This window comes from Jeotgalicoccus huakuii, assembly GCF_036665975.1.
Lineage (GTDB): Bacteria > Bacillota > Bacilli > Staphylococcales > Salinicoccaceae > Jeotgalicoccus > Jeotgalicoccus marinus.
In genome coordinates this window covers 1-21,027 of sequence record NZ_JAVIYN010000006.1, presented here as the reverse complement: position 1 = coordinate 21,027, position 21,027 = coordinate 1, and the positions used below count along the sequence as shown (strand labels likewise).

Below are 21,027 nucleotides of genomic sequence, written 5' to 3'. Positions count from 1 at the left end.
TTGATCGCTTATTTATAGTAGATTTTTTAAAGCTTGTGCTAAAATGGCATCAAGACACTTAAGGGGGAATATAAGGATGGTAACAAAGTTCAAAGATTTTAAATACGAAAGACCTGATTTAGAAAAATTTGAAGCGACAGTAGACGAACTATTAGGGGAGTTCGAATCGAGTGAAACTGTAGATGATCAAGTTGCTGTAATCGATAAGTTAAACGTCGAATTTGATCATTTAGATACGATGGCTACACTTGCATCTATCCGTTCTTCTATCGACACTAGAGATAAGTTCTACGATGAGGAACGTACCTTCTTTGATGAGCATGAGCCGTCATTTACTGAGATTCAAAATCGCTATCGTAAAGCGATTACTGAAAGTAAATTTAGAGCGGAACTTGAAGAAAGATTTGGCGCTCAATTGTTCGCACTATCTGACAATGCTTTAAAATCTTTTGATCCATCAGTTAAGTCACTACTTCAAAAAGAAAATAAATTATCTACACAATATGATAAGTTACTCGCATCAGCTGAGATTGACTTCGATGGTAAGAAACTCAATCTTTCTGAATTTGCACCCTACACTCAGAACCCTGACCGTCAGGTTAGAAAAGATGCTGCCTTAGCAGTGAATGGCTTTATGGGTGAGCACCTAGATGAGATTGATGATATCTATGACCAACTTGTAAAAACACGTCATGAAATTGCGACGACTTTAGGTTACAAAGACTTTGTCGAACTCGGATATATTCGCATGAATCGTATCGACTATGACCGTACAATGGTTGAGAAATTTAGAAAACAAGTTGAAGAATATGTCGTTCCTATTGTGACAGAGCTTAAAGAACGTCAGCGTCAACGCATCGGTCTTGATTCATTGAAAAGCTATGACAGCAACTTTGAATTCTTAACAGGGAATGCAACGCCTAAAGGAAAAACTAAAGATATTATGAACAATGGTGCTGAGATGTATAAAGCACTCTCACCCGAAACAGATGAGTTCTATACCTTTATGACAGAACGTGACCTCTTTGATGTAGAAGCTAAAAAAGGTAAAGAAGGCGGCGGTTATTGTACGATGATCGCTGACTATAATGCGCCTTTTATCTTCTCTAACTTTAATGGTACACAAGGTGATGTTGAAGTTTTAACACACGAAGCAGGACACGCCTTCCAGACATATATGTCACGTAATATTACAGTTCCTGAATATTCATTCCCGACATTAGAATCCGCCGAGATTCACTCTATGTCTATGGAGTTCTTCACTTATCCATGGATGGAGTTGTTCTTTAAAGAAGATACAGACAAGTTTAAATTTTCTCATATGGCAGACTCTATTTCGTTCTTACCATACGGTGTAGCAGTGGATGAATTCCAGCATGTCGTCTATGAAAATCCAGAATTAACACCAGCAGAAAGACGTCATGAATGGAAGAAAATTGAGGCTAAATATTTACCATCAACAGACTATGATGGTATTGAACCACTAGAATCCGGTGCCTTTTGGCATAAGCAAGGTCACATCTTTGGTGCACCGTTCTACTATATTGACTACACACTTGCTCAAGTATGTGCCCTACAGTTCTGGAAACGTGCCAAAGAAGACTTTGAAGATGCTTGGAAAGACTACCTTGCACTATGTAAAGTCGGCGGTTCCTTACCGTTCAATTCACTTGTAGAACTCGCTAACTTGAAATCACCATTTGAAGAAGGTTCACTAGAGTCAGTTATTGATGAAGTGCATAGCTACCTAAATTCTATTGATGATAAGAAATTATAAGATGAATGACAAAGACCATCCTCTTGGATGGTCTTTTTGTATCAATTATTCGTCGAAGTTTATGGTTACAACTAAGCCACTGTCTTCCTTAAAATTCAGTTTGAAGCCTAGTTTTTCAGAAAGTAAGTCCATAATTTTTAAGCCAATACCTGCACCACTTCCTTTACTATCTTCACTCAATCCTCGGCCTTTATCGGAGATAATAATCGCCTGATTGTTCAGTTCAAATTTTATATATTTTCCGTCATGTGCATGCCTTAGAACATTTTGTACGATGTTATTTAAAAGACGGTTTATCATATTAATATCAGTAGATATTTTAATATCTTCATTTTGGATATCTACGTCTACCGTAAAACCTTCTTCTTCAAATACTAGATACCAGTTGGCGATATAAGACCTTAGATGTCTACTTAAGTTAATGTTTTCTTCTTCATAAGGGTGTTTGTTGGCACTGAGTAATGAAAAAGCTAATAGACTATCAATTAAATGACTTATATCATCTATATTATTGTTCATCGTCCTAACTTCTTTGGCATATTCATTTTGATCAAACGAAGACATCTGTGCTCTCATAGCCGTCAATGGTGTCTTTAAGTCATGTGACAGATTCGCTATTAATGTCCTTCTCAGTTTCTCTTCATCTAGCTCTTTTTGGTAACTCTCATTTAACTTCTGTACCATCTCATTGAAACTTTCTTCTAATTCACCAATTTCGTCATCTTGGCTAATTTCTATAGGTTCCAATTCTGTACGATCATTCTCTAACTGCATTGATCTTTGCAGGTGAACAATCCGTCGTCTTATTCTCATAAAGAAATAAAAAGATATGATTAAGTAGATTAAACAAATGCCAAAGAACAATAAAAATGTAATCACATAACGGCTCTTAAGTTCTGTGAAATTCGGAAATATTGTAGGTATAATCACAACTGATATATATAGTGAGAATGGTAAAATCACTATTCCAATTAAGGTTAGGACAATAAACTGATATAAGAGTCTTCTTTTAATTTTTTTCATAATCTCACCCGATATCCAATTCCGCGTATCGTTTCGATAATTTTTGGCTGACTCGAATCATCTTCTATCTTTTCTCTTAGGTGCCTAATATGGACATTGATGGACTTATCTCCAGGTATATATGATTCATTCCACACAGCTTCATAAATTTGTTCTTTGGTGAGAATTTGATTTTTATTTTCTAATAGAAAAAAGAAGATTTTTAGTTCTTTAGCTGTCAGTCTAATTTCATCATCATTTTTCCCCTCAAATACTTGATGTTCATTAAGATAAACTTTTAAATGCTCAATTTCGATTAGTTCATTTTGCCTCTGACCCTGCCCCTGTCTTCTCATCAACATTTTGATTCTAGCAATCAATTCTTCCATGCTAAAAGGCTTTGTTAAATAATCATCAGCAAAACCGAGGCCTTGTACCTTATCTTCTACTGCTCCTAGTGCTGTTAACATTATGAGTGGTTTATCGGCATATTTGTTTTTAATACGTTGACCAACGGTGAAGCCATCAATACCCGGTAGCATGACATCTAATATTACCAAATCATGATTTTCGGCAAGACTCACTGCCTCGTCTCCTGATTTTAACCACGTCACTGTCATGCCCGACTCTACTAGCTCTCGTTCCACCCACTCGCCAATTTCTACATTATCCTCTACATATAACACTGAAGTCATCGACTCACCTCTTTAGTTCATTATAAAGTGAATTCACTTTCTATAGATAGCTTGAAGCAATTCTTAAACTAAACTTAAACTTGAACAAAACTTCAATTAACCTCGGAATTTTAAGATGAATGTATCAAATGAATGAGGTGATTGAAATGGAGACAATCGTAAAAACAACTGACTTAAGTAAGTATTTTGGGAAACAACAGGTGATTAAAAGCGTTAATCTTAATGTACCAAAAGGACAAGTCTATGGCTTTTTAGGTCCGAATGGTGCAGGTAAAACAACAGTCATTAAAATGTTACTGAGCTTAACTAAAGTAAGCTCTGGTCAAATTACTATTTTCGATAAAAATCTAAAATCAAATAGAATAAATATCCTGAGAGAAGTTGGATCACTTGTTGAAAATCCGTCTTATTATGGTCATTTGACAGCTTACGAAAATCTAGAAGTCTTTAGAAAGATTTTTGGAGTAAACAAGGCGAGAAGCACAGAAGTTTTAGAAACAGTAGGTCTAAGTCACACAAACAAGAAGCGAGTTAAAAATTTTTCACTAGGAATGAAACAGCGTTTAGGAATTGGAATTGCCTTGTTAGGTGATCCTGAACTTTTAATACTGGATGAACCGACGAACGGCTTAGATCCTTCTGGTATTCAAGAAATTAGAACCTTGATTCAAAATTTAGCTAAGAAAGAAAATAAGACGATTATAATTTCCAGTCACTTACTCAGTGAAATCGACCAAGTTGCAGACTACGTTGGCATTATTTCTAAAGGAAGATTAATCTATCAAGATCGTATTCATGCCTTACGTACTTTAGCAGATTCCACAACGGAGTTTAAAGTGAGTAATAGAAAAACAGCCGAGACACTGATCAAAAATAATTATGAAATTGACTTAAATCAAGAACATTTACGTGTAAAAACAACGGATGAAGATGCAGTTAGTGACATCATCAGCACACTGGTCAAACATGATGTAAAAGTATATGGTGCAAAACCTGTTATCGCATCTTTAGAAGATATTTTCTTAAAAATTATTGAGGAGTCAGAAGGTGATCGCTATGTTAAGTAAGCTTGTCTTTCTAGAGTTCACAAAGTTGAAACGACAATCTGTATGGATGCTTGTCTTGTTAGGGTCTTTAGGAATTTTGGCAGTACCATTAGCAAATTTCCTAATTCGCTATGACTATATCTATGACAATTACGACGGCGATCTGTATGAAGCAATGTTCACCTACATCATGAGTCTAATGCCTACAGTCTTGATGCTTGCCATATCGATAATTACTTCAGTATTAGCAAATACAGAACATGCTGAAAACACGTTAAAACAATTACTATCCCTACCCATTAGTAAATGGCGTTTATACCTTGCCAAATTGATGGTAACGATGACACTCTTGTTCATTTCATCCGTACTGGTTTTTGTGGGCATGTTTGTCATGAGTCAGCTTTTAAACTTTGAAGGTAACTTCCCTTTACTTTATGCTTTGACCCTAGCATTTGCACCACTTTTAGCTGCCTTACCAATCACTATTTTACAGTTGTGGTTAGCACTGAATTTTAAGAACCAAGGCATTGTGCTTTCCGTTGGTGTATTTTTCGCAGTACTGGTTATGTTTAGCGACCGACTACCCAACTGGTTACCACTGACTTGGCCAACTATGCAGGTTCCTAATCCGCTAGTAAATATCAGTCTCGGATTAATTTTAGGTTTAATCTGCTACGTCGTAACAAATATCCACTTCAATAAGAAGGATGTGTAATCATGTTATTTAGAGTATTTAAAAGTGAAGCTTATAAATTATTGAAATCAAAAGTCTGGTATCTGATTTTTATCGGCCCATTATTTTGTTTCTTAATTGGAAATTATTATGCCAATTTAGGTGACTATAGTTGGATGGATATTTTTTCAAGAATGATTGGAATATATGGTATCTATCTTCTACCTTTACTCACGGGAATCATCACAGCTTTTACATGCCGTTATGAGCATGACCAGAAAAATTGGAAACTGTATTTAACTATGCCAATTAGAAAATCTGTTATTTACTTGATGAAATTTACTCTCTCATTTAGCTTAACCGCCGTCACTCAAGGATTCATTTTCTTTAGTCTATTCCTTATCAAAATAATCCATGAAATCAGTGAACCACTACCCTATTCAGAAATACTGACCAGCCTTGGATACGGATGGCTAACCAGTGCACCATTAATTGCATTGATGTTATTAATTTCAGCACATTGGAAAAACTTCACAGCACCGATACTCATCAACGCAGTATTAACCATTCCTAATCTTTTAATCGCACCCATTCCATCAATTGCACCATTATACCCCTGGGCTTACCCATTACTAAGTATGACCATAAGCGATAAAAGCCTCATTGATACTGTGAATCCTCATATGTATTTAGTATTAGGGTTGATCATTGGAATGATACTGGTGATTATCGGTACGCTGACATTTTCACGTAAGCAAGTAAACTAGATTATCTATACGAGGTTGATGTTGTGGTGAATTGTTGTGTTGGGATTGTATAAGTGTTCTAAAAAGTTGGTGCTTATAGAAAAAAAGCTTTAAAATTCTATAAGTCATCTAAATCACAGACACCTATAGACAAAATGGTTCTAAAATTCTACAAGTCACTTAAATCACTGCCATTTATAGACAAATCAAACAAAAAATCTGGTGTGGGAACTCAAATCCCACACCTGATTTCATTTTATTTACCTAATCTCTTAATAATCTCATCTGTCACTTCTGTCATCTTGTATTTTCCACCGAGGTCTCCTGTTTGATAACCATCAGCAGTGACATCTTCAATGACTTTCAATAAATGATCTGCAATTTCTTCTTCACCGTTAAATTCCAATAGCATTTTTGCAGTCCAAATTTGTCCAATTGGATTAGCTATACCTTTTCCAGCAATGTCTGGTGCAGATCCATGTACTGGTTCGAACATGGATGGGAATTTGGCGTTTAAATTTAGGTTAGCTGAAGGTGCGATTCCTATACTTCCCATAATTGCTGCGCCAACATCCGATAATATATCTCCAAATAAGTTACTTGCCACCACGACATCTAATTCATGGGGATGAGTAATGAAATATGCGGCTAAGGCATCAATATGTTTTGAGTCTGATTTTATAGTTGGATACTGACTGGAAACTTGGTCAAAAATCTCATCCCAAAATGGCATGGCATGAAAAATTCCATTGGACTTCGTTGCACTTGTGACTAAACCTTTTCTCTTACCTGCTAATTCATAAGCGACATTCATTGCTTGTTTAGTCGCACGTTTTGAGAACACATTGTTTTGTATGGCAATCTCATTATCATCGTGGAAAATACGTCCACCAATTGAACTGTATTCCCCTTCACTGTTTTCACGGACGACAACTATATCAAAAGGATTTGGATTCGCTAGTTTGGGTTCAATACCTTTCAACAACTTAGCCGGTCTGATATTTATCTCTTGCTGAAATTCTTTACGAATATTTAAAAGTAAACCCCACAATGAAATATGATCGGGTACTTTAGACACATCACCAACAGCGCCTAAAAATACACTGTCAAATTGACTGAGACGGTCCAAACCATCATCTGGCATCATCTTGCCGTGTTCTAAATAATAATCACAGCTATATGGAAACTCTGTAAAATCAAAATTCAAACCACCGTGTACATCTGCAATTTTTTCAAGAACACGAACCGCTTCCGGCATAATTTCCTTACCAACCCCATCACCTGGAATTGTTGCAATCTTTAATGACTTCATTCCTTCACCCCGATGTTTGTATTACAATTGAAAACTGAATATTCAGTTGTATTTAACTTATTATATCATTAAAGATATTAATTATTTTAATACCAAAAATCTTCCTTAGTAACTGTCTCTCCAGCACCCAACATAACTGCTAATTTAATTCTCGCTTTTTTACTATCGTAAGAGCCACCATTAATTGCACCGTCTTTTTTAAATTGTGATATGCCTCCAGAGAAATCATAGGCCACTTTCACATCGCCATCTTCTGAGGCTGTGGTAATAACAACAGTAATACCTTGTTCAATTGCTCGTCTAACGCCGGCAGCGACTCTATCGTTTGCATGACCGCGTCCCATGGTTTCTATCACTAGACCGTCTACCTTATGCTCAATTGCACAATCTATAAATTTCTCATCAGTATCTAGAGCACATTTAATTATATCCACATTCGCTAGTTTCTCTTTCACTTTATATGTATCGTGCTTTTTTGGATATTGATATATTTTTACATCATTACCGTCGACGGTCCCAAGGTATCCTGTACCGCCACCACCGAAGCCGTCAACATTCATTGAATTAATCTTCTTAACGAATCTCGGCATAAAAACTTTTTGATTAAAGAATACACTTACACCGATTTGTTTAGCATCTGGTGCAGCGGCCAAAGTAATAGCATCTTGTAGATTTGCATAGGCATCACTACCAATAAGTTCTGGTCCCCTTTGTGAGCCTGTAACAACGACTGCTTTTGTCGTATCAATCACCTGACTTAAAAAAAACGATGTTTCTTCCAAAGTATCTGTACCATGTGTCAAAACAATTCCATCAACTTCATTATCTAATATGAGTTCTGTCACTTTATCTTTTAAGTGGATTAAATCTTCAAATGTAAGGGCACCACTCGATTTACTAAAAATCTCTTCAACACTGATTTCAATATTGTCGTCAATCTCTAACTGCGACATCAATACTTTACCACTAATTACACCAGTTTTCTGTAAGCCTGTCTGTGGATCTCTTTTACTTGCGATTGTCCCACCTGTAGTGAGTAATTTAATATGTACCATTTGCATCCCCTTTACCCTGTATTTCTCCTACATTATAACAATAATCTACAGATAATATTTCATCACTTTCATCTCGCCTTTCGGTCCCATCACTCTATTCCCTTCATCGATAAATCCACATTTCTCATATAGTTTTTGGGCTGGGATATTCACCTTATTTACACCTAAGACAATACCATTTATATGAGGTAGATTCTCTCGTATATAATCCGGTGTTAATTCTAAAGCTTTTCTAGCATAACCTTTCCCTTGATCTTTGTAGTTAGTTGAAAACGACCGTAAGAGAATATCTCTGTCATTTTTAGAAAATGTTTTTACCGCTTCACCTTCTTCTAAAATAAAGAAAGTCACTAAACGATTTTCATCAATACCCATCATTGAATGCCTTTTACTGTTGGTATCTGAAATCTCTACAGCTATTCTTGGCATAGCTGAGTACTGTTTTTGTTCTTCTGGTAAATAATAGTCTTCCAATAAGTAATCAAGGTCTTTTTGATAGGTCTTAAGGTTCATAATTATTCACTCCTATGAATAAGACATCTTCAGTTTTGAAGATGTCTTAGAACATATTATTTTTTTATATTATTTTCTGCTTTTAAATCTTTAGCGATACCAATACCAGTATACCCTAAAATAATTGCGAATATAAAGCCTACATAACATACAACTGCCCATGGGGCATATGAAAGCGTCGGTACACCAAGTGTTCCAGCCATAAACACACCTGCAGATGACCAAGGAATCAATGGAACCACTACAGTACCTGAGTCTTCTAGAGTTCTTGATAAGTTTTTAGCTGCTAGATTTTTCATTTTATAAGTGTCTTTAAACATTTCACCAGGTACGATAATTGAAAGATAAGAGTTACCTGTAACAAGTGCCATGGTTAAACAAGATAGCACTGTAGACAAAACTAAATCACCTGTGCGTTTAACAAACTTAAGCAATTGTTCAATGATAACATCCAAGGCACCTGATTTCGTCATAATTCCTGCAAAGGCAAATGCAGAGAAAGCAATAAGGATGACACTTGTCATTGACTGCATACCACCTTGATGTATTAAATCTAGTACTTCCGGCATGACGGATGTGCTATCGAAACCATCTTTATTTACCATACTGACGTCGAAACCTGTAACTGTTGAAGCAAACACATCTTGTATGGTAAAACCTTGTATAAAGATTCCTAGTAAAGCGGCCACTATTGAAGAAAAGATAATCACTGGTAAGGTTGGATACTTTCTTAAAGCACCGTATAGAATGATAATAGGTGGAATTAATAAGAGTATATTCCAATTAAACATTTCATTAAGCGTTGTCAGCATACCTGTCATTGTTTCAGATTCAGCTCCACTAGCTGATGTATTGAAACCTGCAATTAAGTAAACAATCATTGCAACGATGGAGGCAGGTATGGTTGTCCATAACATGTGTTTAATATGTTCATATAGTTCACTACCTGCTGCAATGGGTGCAAGGTTTGTAGTATCTGAAAGTGGTGATAATTTATCTCCAAAGTAAGCCCCAGCGACAATGGCACCTGCTGTAGCAGGAAGATTAGCATCAAGACCAGTTGCAATGCCCATCAATGCAACACCAACTGTTCCTACAGATCCCCATGATGTCCCTGTCACAACTGAAATAATCGCGGATACTACGAAGGCGATGAGTACAATAAATGTGGGATTGATCAGTTCAAGCCCATAATAGATTAGCATTGGAATGGTACCTGAAATCATCCATGTACCAATTAAAATACCAATAGAAATTAATATTAAAATCGCAGGCATTGCTTGACTTACTTTTTCTTGAATGCCATCCATCATATCTGACCAAGATAAGCCAATTTTTAAAGCTATAAAGCCAGCATAGACAGAAGATAGTATTAATAGCGGTTCTGGATTTAAATCAAATACGCCAAAACCAATCGCTAACAGTAGTAACATGACTACAATAGGAGAAAATGCTTCAAATAAATTTGGTTTTCTCTTCATATCTTGTCCCCCCTCTTATTCAAACGTACCTTTAACTAAAACTTCTCCATTCAGAAACATATGTTGTCCCTTGGCGAATACGTGTTGAAGTTGATAGGATTCCCCATCTAATACGAGTAAATCTGCATCTTTTCCTTCTACAATTTTCCCTTTCTTGTCTAATTTCAATGCTTCAGCAGTGTTTGTCGTAACTAATCTCAATGTTTCCTCAAGGCTAAGTTTTCCATCTTTTAAAGTAGCAACAACTTGATCAAATAAAGTTATAGTACTTGCAACACCTAAGCCGAGTAAGTTCCCTTCCTCATCGAACTTAGGTAAACTGCCATTTCCATCAGAAGAAATAGTCAGTTTCGATAAATCCCCACCATGATCTTTGTAGTAAGAGACCCATTGATATGTCTCATCATCAGCTGTAATATCGACATAAGATCCTCGATTAGCTAGTCGAATTGCATCATCAAATAATCCCTTACTTCTTGTAATATGTGTCACATGTAGATTTCCTGCCGGTAATTCATACTCATCTAACAACTGGTGTAAAATCGAAAGATAAGCTTTCCCCGGACCGGTATGGAAGTGCGTGATACCTGCCTTACCACTCAACATGCCACCCACACGTGTTTGTCCGACGATTTTTGCGAGTTCATGAACATTAGGTTGACCTGATCTAGAATCAGCAATGGCAATTTCAGCTGTACCGATGACTTTATCGATTAAAATTGCGTCATCTTTAACATTTGATGTAATGGTTGGTGTTGGCACATCGTAATTTCCTGTGTAGATATAAGTCGATACCCCTTCAATTTCAAGTCCACGTGCCTTAGCAAGTAAGGAAGTTAGGTGACGTGTTGTTCCGTCCGTTCCAATTAAACCTGCAACAGATGTTATACCCGATTGAATCAAATCACTGAGCTGTAGTTCAGGCGTACGCGTAGCAAATCCACCTTCCCCACCACCACCAAGTAAATGGACATGAGGATCAATGAACCCTGGTGTGACAATATTGCCTTTCACATCGATAATTTTGTATTCTACCCCTAGTGATTTCACAGCCGCTTCATCCACATCACCGATTTTCCCTATCCTGTTGTTAATGAGTAGAATTGATTGTTGCCCCAAATATTCCGGTGCATAGACCTCAGCATTTTTCAAAAGTGTTAGCATAATATCCCCCTTTAAATTTTCGAAAATTAAGAATATGTTTTTATACTATATATCTTAGTCTGGTAAATCAACTTTAAATAGTATATTTCTTGTGCTAATAAAAAATAAAAGGCATTCCCTATCAAAATAGGAAATACCTCAAACAGTTATAGTAAAATCAAGCAAATTGATAAAAAAGTTTATTTCTCATTCTCTATAATAAACTTATAGTTTTGGAAGAAAAGTGATATTACAAAAATAACAGTTAGTGAAATACTTAGCGTAATCAGAGTATATCTTATAAATGGATGATCTAGATAAACGCCTGTTGCGAAGCTATAAAAGTTAAACACTAAAAATCCTAATATAGTAGTCAAAAAAAGGATATTAATCATTTTACTCAGAATTGTTTCTTTAATCACTATAGTATCTCCGTCTTTTATATTTATTTTACGAGATCGGTCAAATAGTGAAAGATATGATAAGATGTCGTTACTCTCAGGAATAGAATAATTATGTGTGGTTTTCCCCTGTATTGACCTTATTCTTTCGCCATTAAACTTAAGTTCTAATGAGCCTAGCCATCCTAAATACAAAGTTCTACGTTTAACATAAATCTCCATTGAAGACCAACCCCTTAACTGTTGTTCTCAACTTGCTTTTTTGAATTAATAGACTGTAAAAAATACATTACAGACAAAGAAAATACAGGAGCTAATGGTAACAAATTAAAATCAAATGTAAGCCAGAAAATTGGCGTAAATACAATCAGTGCTCCAAAGAATACTTGAACATCACTCGCCTTGAAAATTCCATATGCAAATATAAGTAGACCGACTATTACAAGGACAATCATTAATAAATTAAGCCATAACATTTAAAACTAGTCCTTTCTCATATCTTTTTCTTTAATTAAACGTTGAACATACAATAGATCCTTATCTTCCTTTAAATGCTCAGGTGACCAAGGTATATAATAATCTGGCTGTATTCCCATCCCGTAAGTAAAGCTATTTTCATGCATTTTTGAAATGCTATAGTCAAATTCAAAATCACCATAATCTACTGTAACTAGATTAAAGTAATACATAATTCCCATTGTAGGACGTCCAACTGTAATGACTTTCATGGACTTTTTAGCATTAGATACGAAAGTCTCACCGGAACTACCACAATAGTAATCTGTCAAAATATATATGTTATTAGGTTTAGCTTGACCACAAATTAAATACTCTGTTTCTTCAGGTACTTCTACAAAACCTTTACCATAATGTTCTTTAATGTCCTCAATATCACTTTGTAGTGACTTTATAGTATCCTCTTCAAGCTCTTGCTCCAAGTACTCTTCTAATACACTCAACCACAAATCACAATTTCTCTTTGTATAATTTGTATACATAGCTTCATCTTCTGTAAATAAATCTTTAAACGCTATATTCTCTTCAAATATATAGTCTAATAACGGAAAGTAAAACTCATCATTTCCTCCATTGTTTATACGCACATCTATAATTAGATTTTCACTCTTTTCAATTAAGTCTTTATTGTTTCTCACCAAATCAACAATGGGTTTTTCTTCAGCAAAATCTGTTACTTTCAATAACATTGTTTTGTCATCCAATTGCTTAGCTGAATGAGTACTTACGAAATCTTCATTTTCATAGCTTGACAACAGCAACTTAAAAGTTTTATTATCTCTAACTACTTCCACTTCTGAAAACTTACGAAGAAGTAAATTCCATTGTTGTCTTTCAAAGATACTTTCTTCTAATTGTTTGGAGTGTATCTCTCCTACTTTTGATATTTCAACATTATCTATTTTTGTTATTTCGTCCCCAATTTGCAATCTATTTTCTTGTTTAGCTTCTGTCACATACAAACTATTTTCAAATCGTCGTACTTTGAAGCCTATATTAGGAAATGAATAATTTTTTCCAATAAACCACATATGTCCATCATTAAAGTCTAAAATATAATCTCGAATTATCTCAACGAATTCTCGATCAGACATGTTATTATCTACATGGTATTTTTCAGGATGATTAATATTTCTCTTATCCACATATCCAGCATAATCTGTTTTTATTACACTTTGTATATCTTCAAAAATATCAACTTTACTTAACATATAATCTCCCTCCTTTAATCATAACCTATAAACAGGTTATACTAAATTACATAGATAAATTAAAAACATCTACTGACGCCAAATCAACAATTTAAAATGCTTATATTCTTTAGCTTTCTCAGGATATGACTTTTAATTTTAACTTATTTTATATTTCAAGGAGTGAGAATATGAATATTATTGATAATAATACTGCCTATTTCATGTCCTTTTATAAGGTAATTATATTAGGTGCTTTAAACTTGATTACGTTTCGAAAAATTGAAAGTTTGAACAATGCGTATTTAGATGCAAAGTCTATCTTTGAAGATTATAAGAATTCACGAGATAGAATGTAATTTACAATTAAACATCCAATCTTTAAAATTTTTGAAGGGCATATGATAAATTCTCATGCCTTTCTTTCTAATATATCAGTCCGTTATTTCACATCAATCTTATAAATATATTCACCATTGGGATCTTTTTCACCGATATATTTGAAACCTAAGGATTTATATAGGTTTTTCGCATTTATATTTTCTTCAACAAAACTCAAATAAATTTTATCTACCTTATATTTCTCTTTAACTACTACTATTAACTTCTCCATCGATGCTCGACCAAAGCCACGTCCTTGGTATTTTTTATCGATTAAAATTCGATCTATCCAAGCATCCGGATTCTTCCCAAAAGCGCCGTACATCGCAAAACCCACTAATGTTTCTTCATGATATAGACCAACAGGACACCATTCATCGAATTCCTCAGCTTCTTTCAAGCATTCATCTACTGTTTCGATAAATGATTTTTGATTGTCATTTATTCTAAGCGCTCTTACTTCTTTAATATTTTCATCATTAATTTCTCTTAATTCTATGTTACTCAAAATTGCACCTCTAAAAACAATATTTACTATATTATTATCTTCATTTACGCGTTTTAAAACATCAGTGGCTCACTTAGATTTTAAAAAAACTCCCCTTAAAAAAAGGGGAGTAATTCACAACTTCATCAATTATTTATTTTTTACATTAACTTTAGGAATGACCAGTAAGGCAAATAAGAATGCAATGACAAGTAAGACAACGTTGATAATGAACGCAAGGCTTCCTGCTGTTGCTTCTGACATGGCCTTTTTCATTGCTGTATAGATACTTACAATAATTGCGATTCCAAAGGCACCACCAAGTGTAGAGGCCATTTTAAATATTGCTGATGCGACACCGACTTTTTCTGGTGGTGTTGTTGACACTGCTGTATCTAATGGTGGTGTAGCAAATAGGCCAATTCCGATTCCGAAGAAGACCAAACCGACAAGGCATGACATAATATATGCTGTACTGCCTAAGAATGTTAATGACAACATTAACAGACCGACTCCAAGTAAAAGTGGTGCAGATACGAGTGCTAATTTTGGTCCTGTCTTCTCGATACTTTTTTCACCAATTCTGATTGCTACAAGCATCGTCAGAATACATGGAATCGTAAGTAGCCCTGCTGAAAAAGCAGTCATACCTAATGATTGTTGAGTAAAGATATTAAATAATGCAAGTGACCCTATCGCTGTATTTAATAGGAAGTTTGTCACAACTGTACCTAAAAATGCTTTGTGCGAGAACAGACTCAACTCTATAAACGGCACCTTCATTTTCTGCTCTACAAATATAAAAACCATTAGACCCATCACAAAGATAGCTGTCAATGTAATCGATACTGGACTTAACCAGCCTAAACTCTCACCTTGGGTAATAAAAATGCTTAACGCACCAATAGTTATAACAAAAATTGTTAGACTCGCAAAGTCAAAGTTCAGTGCATTTTTACTGTCATGCTGAACATCTTTAATATCTTTAAGTAAAAATAACGCGATGAGCGATAAGCCGATTGATACGACAAATATCCATTGCCAAGCAATGAAAGTTGCGACTGTTCCAGCAAATAAGGAAGCGAGTACTGTTCCACCAAAGGCACCTAGCGACCAGTAACTCAATGCTTTACGACGCTGTTCTCCTTCAAAAATATTATTAATATAGAAATCGTTGCTGGCATAATCATTGCCGCTGAGAATCCTTGTACGATACGCCCTACTATTAAAAATGAACTATGGAATGGTAGGAGAATAATCACAGATCCAATGATGCTTAAAATAACACCGATATAGGTAATTTTAGTATAACCAATCTTATAGGCAATATTCCCTGCAGCAACCATAAAAACCCCAGTAATGAGTGATGTTAAACTTACCGAAAGATTAATAATTGTACTACTAGTATCTGAATATGTTGCTTGTACAGATGGCCCAATATTAAGGAATGCTTGTGCAAACAATCAGTAAGTTAATATATAAAGGATAATCCTCACTATAATATTGTTAGGTGCTTCTTTCTTCATAATTGTCTGTGACAATTTTCTCATCTCTATTTTTTTGTAATTACATTCCCCATTATAAAGTAATTTACTTAAAAATATGTATCAGAACATTGAGTTTAATCACTTAAAAATAATTCCTGCAAAAATTTATTTTTCTTCCTTGCACTATATTTTTCCAATCGTTAATATATATTAAGTAGATAAATGAGAATGATTATCACAATATATTTCAATACATCTCATTATTACAAGTAATTTTAATAGAAGGTGGTGGACGCATGAAAAAATTACTCGTAATTAAAAATAAACGTTCAAAGTCTAAGAAAATTAAGGCTGGTTTTAGTAAAGAAAATCATTTCGATGTCACTTTACATAATGAGGATGACGGTTTAGATATCGTTTTTACAAAAAAATGGGATATTATCATACTGGACTGGGATGATCTCAATCTTCCTGGACCTGATATTTGTAAAAAAATTCGTGAACGTCAGTCCACACCTATCATAATTATCACAGATAACATCTCTACAGAAAGTTGTATAGCAGGCCTACATGCTGGGGCTGATGATTATATCAGAAAACCTTTTGACATCGAAGAACTGATTGCAAGAATTAATGTTATTTTTCGCATTCGAGAAACTGCAAACTCATATTCAAAATCCCAGTATACTTTTAAAAATTTATCTATAGATGATGACAAAAAGACAGTCACGAAAGATGGTCACACTATCAAACTCACCAAAAGAGAATATGATTTACTCATTTTCTTAGTGAATAATAAAAACAAAGTATTGAGTCGTGAACTGCTGTTGAACGAGCTATGGGGCTATAACAATGAAGTGCATACTAATGTCGTGGACTTATATATTGGTTATTTACGTAAAAAGATCAATGATGAAGAAAATGGTAATTACATAAGTACTATATATGGTAGAGGTTACTCTATGATGGAATAAAATATTGTCTAAAATTTGACAGACGACAAATTTAATTAAAAAGTTTTAAATATATGCTTTATTCACAAGATTTTCACAGAAGTCTACTCTATAATGACTTATATAAGTCTAATTGAAATTGATTCTCAATACCATTTGTAATATTTATAATCCACTGTTATACTACACAGTGAATATTAAAGAAGCATACATAATGTATTGGTTAATTTCATTGGACAAAATATATCATAAGGAGAGTTTTCCAATGAATAAATTTAAGTTCATCTTATTTATGGCTGTGCTTGTTCTAGTACTAGCTGCTTGTTCGAACACTGATTCAGAGGATGAATCTACAACTGAAGAGGAAGGTTCTGAAGACGCATCTTCTTCTACTGTAGAAATTGAAGATGCCCATGGTACTGTTGAAGTACCTGTTAACCCAGAAACTGTTGTTGCACTGGACAACAGAACTTTCGAAACACTTGAAGACTGGGGCGTTGAACTTGCCGCTGCACCTCAAGACTTAATTCCAGCTGATATCTCTTACTCCTCTGATGAGTCAATCGAGAACATTGGTAACCACCGTGAACCAAATCTTGAAGCAATCGCAGCTGTTAACCCTGATCTTGTTATCGTTGGTCAAAGATTCGCAGGCTACTACGAAGATATTAAAGAAATCGTTCCTGAAGCTGCTGTAATCGATCTTAACATCGACGTTTCAGAAGAAGCAGAAACACCAGGTGAAAACTTCGAAAATGGTTTCAAAGATATCACAACTCAACTTGGTCAAATCTTTGATAAGAACGACGAAGCTGAAGCATTAATCACTGAATTTGAAGATTCAATTACTGCTGCACAAGAAGCATACGATGGTGAAAGTACTGTAATGTCAGTCATCGTTTCTGGTGGTAACATCAACTTCTCTGCACCAGGTAACGGACGTGTTTGGGGTCCAATGTATGAAATCTTCGATTGGCAACCAGCATTAGAAGTTGATGAATCATCGACTGACCACCAAGGTGACGAAGTGTCTGTTGAAGCAATCGCTGAAACGAATCCTGATTGGTTATTTGTTCTAGACCGTGATGCTGCTGTATCTAGTAGTGGGGAAGAATCAATTCCAGCACAGGATGTAATCGCAGATTCTCCTGCATTACAAAATACGACTGCTGTTTCAGAAGATAACATCGTCTATGCACCTGAGGATACTTACACAAACGAATCAATCCAAACTTATATAGAATTGTTTAACAACCTTGCTGAAGCACTAGCTGAGTAATCAAAGGAGCAATTTATAGTGTCACATAAAGACATGGGTGGGATTGGGAGAGACTCCCAATCCCTTCTTTATAATCATAATAAAATATGGACTAAGCCTTTCATCTTAGCAGTTATCGCTGTATTTATTCTCGGTACTATTTCCTTATTTACCGGCGTATACGATATCCGAGGACAAGAAGATGGAATGGAGATGTTCTTCACAACACGTATACCAAGAACAGTTGCCTTAATATTAACTGGTGCTGCTATGGCAATGTCAGGACTGGTTATGCAATTAATTACTCAGAACCGATTCGTTGAACCTACGACAACAGGAACAATGGAATGGGCAGGTCTAGGTTTACTTTGTGTTTACCTGCTTGTACCATCGCCTTCTCTAATGTTAAGAATGGCTGGAGCAATCGTATTCTCATTTATTGGGACTATGATTTTCTTTATGTTTTTACGTCGTGTTGAGTTAAAATCTTCACTTATCGTTCCAATCATTGGTTTGATGCTTGGAGCTGTCATTTCTGCTGTTGCTACATTCGTTGGCTTACTTTTCCAAATGACTCAAAATATTGAGTCTTGGTTTATCGGCTCATTTGCTTCCGTTCAAGCAGGCAGATATGAATACTTATGGATCATTGTCATTATTTGTATACTTATATTCTTACTAGCTAATCGACTGACCTTAGCTGGTCTTGGTGAAGATATTGCAACGAGCTTAGGTGTTAATTACAACCTACTCGTCTTAATTGCAACTGGTTTAATCTCACTCGCAGTCGGGATTGTTGCTGCTGTAATTGGTTACCTACCGTTCCTAGGTCTCATTGTGCCTAATATTGTCTCCTTATTTAGAGGTGATGATCTCCGGAGTAACTTACCTTGGGTATGTGTAATCGGTATGTGTACCATTACCATTTGTGACATTATCTCACGTACAATCATTATGCCATTTGAAATTTCTGTTTCAGTAATTCTAGGTACAGTGGGTGCAGTTGTGTTTATTGCCCTACTACTTAGACAAAGAAGACCAAGGAGGATTCGATAAATGGAAACAACGAAAAATCAATCCTCCACAGCGCTTCACAATAAAAGAAGATCGGCAAAAGCATTTCGTAACAAAAAAGAAAGAACGCGTTATTGGCTATTGCTCATTGTATTATTATCTGTTGGTCTACTGTCTTCATTAGGTTTACTACTTTACAATAACCCAGTTCCTGTCGATTCTCCTTCTTTTATTCCAGTTACAAAGAGAAGAATTGCTGCAGTCATTGCGATGGCAATTGCTGTGATATGTCATAGCTTGTCTACAGTCGCTTTTCAGTCTGTGACGAATAACAAGATTATCACTCCGTCCCTACTCGGTTTTGAATCATTATATGGTGCTATTCAAACGAGTACAATTTACTTCTTTGGTGCGACAGCCTTAGTTAACTTCAGTGGCCCTGAAGCATTTGGTATACAAGTTACCTTAATGGTCATAATGAGTTTAATATTATATGGCTGGTTACTATCTGGAAAATATGGCAATCTACAGCTAATGCTTTTAGTGGGAATTATTATTGGAAGTGGTTTAGGCTCTGTCTCAACATTCATGAGAAGAGTGCTTGCACCTTCTGAGTTTGATATCTTACAAGCTAGATTATTTGGTTCTGTTAACAATGCAGATCCAGAATACTTCCCGATTGTTATTCCCCTAGTGATTATCGTTGCAGTTCTACTTTTCTTGTTCTCAAGAAAACTTAACGTACTCAGCCTAGGAAGAGATGTTGCCTCGACATTAGGCACAAGTCATAGAGCGAGCATTATCTATACTTTAATTTTAGTCGCAATTCTAATGTCCATTTCAACTGCATTAATCGGACCATTGACGTTTTTCGGATTCTTAGTTGCAACTCTAACTTACCAAGCTGCACCAACGTACGACCATAGATTTTTATTCCCAATGTCTTTAGCCATTGGTTTTGCAGTGTTAACAACTGCCTACTTCGTAATGACGCATGTTGTTAGTGCCCAAGGTGTTGTATCTGTTATCATTGAACTTGTTGGTGGAATAATATTCTTGATAGTGATATTAAGGAAGAGGAAATTATGATAAAAATTAATGATATTAAAAAACGATATACTGATTCTGTAGAAATTGGTCCTTTAAATATAGAAATTCCTAGAGCTGGTCTAACATCTTTGATTGGCCCTAATGGTGCAGGAAAATCTACGACCTTGTTGATGATCGGCCGGCTTCTAGATATCGATGAAGGTAACATTACAGTCGCTGATTTGGATGTCTCAAGTACGAAATCTAAGGATCTTGCTAAGATTATTACGATTCTTAGACAGGAGAACCATTTCGTTACACGCCTGACAGTTAGACAACTCGTTGGGTTTGGTCGATTCCCTTACTCAAAAGGCAATCTCAACAAAAAGGACGAAGAAATTATATCTAAATACATCGATTTTCTAAAATTAACAGAACTCGAGAACAGATATTTAGATGAACTGTCAGGTGGACAAAGACAACGCGCCTATGTTGCTATGGTCCTCTGTCAAGAGACTGAATACGTTCTTTTAGATGAGCCATTAAATAACTTGGACGTTGCACGCTCAGTCCAGATGATGGATCATTTAAGACAAGCAGCAAATGAATTCGGCAGAACGATCGTTACAGTGATGCACGACATTAACTTTGCCGCGAAGTATTCAGATAGAATCTGTGCCATGAAAGATGGTAAAATTGCCGCTTACGGTACAGTAGATGAAATCATGGATCCCGAGATTTTAACAGATATCTTTGAAACAGAAATCCAAACAATCGACGGACCTTATGGTAAAGTCGCTATATATTGATTATGATTGATTTCTTCTCCCCATTACTGAGTATTTCGCTCAGTAATGGGGTTTTTTAA

The 21,027-nt window shown here is 35.4% G+C and carries 19 protein-coding genes and 1 pseudogene; 9 read left to right on the top strand and 11 right to left on the bottom strand.

Going from position 1 to position 21,027, the window contains the following annotated elements; translation table 11 throughout:
- The first annotated feature begins 76 nt into the window (after positions 1-76).
- Positions 77-1,777 carry a M3 family oligoendopeptidase gene (locus V6E76_RS04365; RefSeq protein ID WP_247349487.1) on the top strand — a complete coding sequence of 567 codons (1,701 nt, stop codon included), beginning with the start codon at positions 77-79 and terminating at the stop codon, positions 1,775-1,777.
- A gap of 45 nt (positions 1,778-1,822) precedes the next feature.
- Here V6E76_RS04365 and V6E76_RS04360 read toward each other — a convergent pair whose 3' ends face one another.
- Positions 1,823-2,800 carry a sensor histidine kinase gene (locus V6E76_RS04360; protein WP_247349485.1) on the bottom strand — a complete coding sequence of 326 codons (978 nt, stop codon included), beginning with the start codon at positions 2,798-2,800 and terminating at the stop codon, positions 1,823-1,825.
- Positions 2,797-3,474, bottom strand: coding sequence for a response regulator transcription factor (locus tag V6E76_RS04355; protein WP_247349483.1), 678 nt, complete (start codon positions 3,472-3,474; stop codon positions 2,797-2,799). The genes V6E76_RS04360 and V6E76_RS04355 overlap by 4 nt, the downstream gene beginning before the upstream one ends.
- A 146-nt stretch (positions 3,475-3,620) precedes the next feature.
- Here V6E76_RS04355 and V6E76_RS04350 point away from each other — a divergent pair, with 146 nt between their 5' ends.
- The 3 genes from V6E76_RS04350 to V6E76_RS04340 are packed head-to-tail and all read left to right on the top strand — an operon-like array spanning position 3,621 to position 5,960.
- Positions 3,621-4,541 (top strand): ABC transporter ATP-binding protein, encoded by a 921-nt coding sequence (locus V6E76_RS04350; RefSeq protein WP_247349481.1) that lies wholly within the window; start codon positions 3,621-3,623, stop codon positions 4,539-4,541.
- Positions 4,531-5,235, top strand: a complete 705-nt coding sequence (locus V6E76_RS04345; protein ID WP_247349479.1) for an ABC transporter permease — start codon at positions 4,531-4,533, stop codon at positions 5,233-5,235. Before V6E76_RS04350 ends, V6E76_RS04345 begins: the two co-directional genes overlap by 11 nt.
- A gap of 2 nt (positions 5,236-5,237) precedes the next feature.
- Complete coding sequence (locus V6E76_RS04340) at positions 5,238-5,960, top strand: ABC transporter permease (protein WP_247349477.1); 723 nt, start codon at positions 5,238-5,240, stop codon at positions 5,958-5,960.
- Between the two features lie 235 nt (positions 5,961-6,195).
- Here V6E76_RS04340 and V6E76_RS04335 read toward each other — a convergent pair whose 3' ends face one another.
- From V6E76_RS04335 to V6E76_RS04295, 9 genes and pseudogenes are all read right to left on the bottom strand, one after another.
- A complete protein-coding gene (locus tag V6E76_RS04335) occupies positions 6,196-7,251 on the bottom strand; it encodes a tartrate dehydrogenase (RefSeq protein WP_026866719.1) in 1,056 nt (351 codons plus the stop codon).
- 86 nt (positions 7,252-7,337) lie between these two features.
- Positions 7,338-8,306 carry an asparaginase gene (locus tag V6E76_RS04330; RefSeq protein ID WP_247349475.1) on the bottom strand — a complete coding sequence of 323 codons (969 nt, stop codon included), beginning with the start codon at positions 8,304-8,306 and terminating at the stop codon, positions 7,338-7,340.
- A 45-nt stretch (positions 8,307-8,351) separates the two neighbouring features.
- Complete coding sequence (locus tag V6E76_RS04325) at positions 8,352-8,819, bottom strand: GNAT family N-acetyltransferase (RefSeq protein ID WP_247349473.1); 468 nt, start codon at positions 8,817-8,819, stop codon at positions 8,352-8,354.
- Positions 8,820-8,875: 56 nt separating this feature from the next.
- Positions 8,876-10,300 (bottom strand): Na+/H+ antiporter NhaC, encoded by a 1,425-nt coding sequence (nhaC, locus tag V6E76_RS04320; protein ID WP_247349471.1) that lies wholly within the window; start codon positions 10,298-10,300, stop codon positions 8,876-8,878.
- A 15-nt stretch (positions 10,301-10,315) separates the two neighbouring features.
- Positions 10,316-11,464 carry a beta-aspartyl-peptidase gene (gene iadA / locus V6E76_RS04315; protein WP_198687413.1) on the bottom strand — a complete coding sequence of 383 codons (1,149 nt, stop codon included), beginning with the start codon at positions 11,462-11,464 and terminating at the stop codon, positions 10,316-10,318.
- Positions 11,465-12,080: 616 nt separating this feature from the next.
- On the bottom strand, positions 12,081-12,320 hold the full coding sequence (locus V6E76_RS04310) for a hypothetical protein (protein WP_247349457.1): 240 nt from the start codon (positions 12,318-12,320) through the stop codon (positions 12,081-12,083).
- Positions 12,321-12,326: 6 nt separating this feature from the next.
- A complete protein-coding gene (locus V6E76_RS04305) occupies positions 12,327-13,571 on the bottom strand; it encodes a S41 family peptidase (protein ID WP_247349455.1) in 1,245 nt (414 codons plus the stop codon).
- A gap of 421 nt (positions 13,572-13,992) precedes the next feature.
- A complete protein-coding gene (locus V6E76_RS04300; protein WP_247349453.1) occupies positions 13,993-14,439 on the bottom strand; it encodes a GNAT family N-acetyltransferase in 447 nt (148 codons plus the stop codon).
- Between the two features lie 129 nt (positions 14,440-14,568).
- Positions 14,569-15,881: pseudogene (locus V6E76_RS04295) on the bottom strand (MFS transporter).
- A 320-nt stretch (positions 15,882-16,201) separates the two neighbouring features.
- Between V6E76_RS04295 and V6E76_RS04290 the strand changes: the two are divergent.
- The 5 genes from V6E76_RS04290 (at position 16,202) to V6E76_RS04270 (ending at position 20,968) form a co-directional block, all read left to right on the top strand.
- Complete coding sequence (locus tag V6E76_RS04290) at positions 16,202-16,879, top strand: response regulator transcription factor (RefSeq protein WP_166627093.1); 678 nt, start codon at positions 16,202-16,204, stop codon at positions 16,877-16,879.
- A gap of 244 nt (positions 16,880-17,123) precedes the next feature.
- Entirely contained in the window at positions 17,124-18,137 is a 1,014-nt protein-coding gene (locus V6E76_RS04285; RefSeq protein WP_247349451.1) for a siderophore ABC transporter substrate-binding protein, read from the top strand.
- A gap of 33 nt (positions 18,138-18,170) precedes the next feature.
- Positions 18,171-19,172, top strand: coding sequence for an iron chelate uptake ABC transporter family permease subunit (locus V6E76_RS04280; RefSeq protein WP_247349981.1), 1,002 nt, complete (start codon positions 18,171-18,173; stop codon positions 19,170-19,172).
- Positions 19,173-20,219, top strand: a complete 1,047-nt coding sequence (locus tag V6E76_RS04275; RefSeq protein WP_247349448.1) for an iron chelate uptake ABC transporter family permease subunit — start codon at positions 19,173-19,175, stop codon at positions 20,217-20,219.
- On the top strand, positions 20,216-20,968 hold the full coding sequence (locus V6E76_RS04270; RefSeq protein WP_026866707.1) for an iron ABC transporter ATP-binding protein: 753 nt from the start codon (positions 20,216-20,218) through the stop codon (positions 20,966-20,968). The genes V6E76_RS04275 and V6E76_RS04270 overlap by 4 nt, the downstream gene beginning before the upstream one ends.
- Positions 20,969-21,027 lie beyond the last annotated feature (59 nt).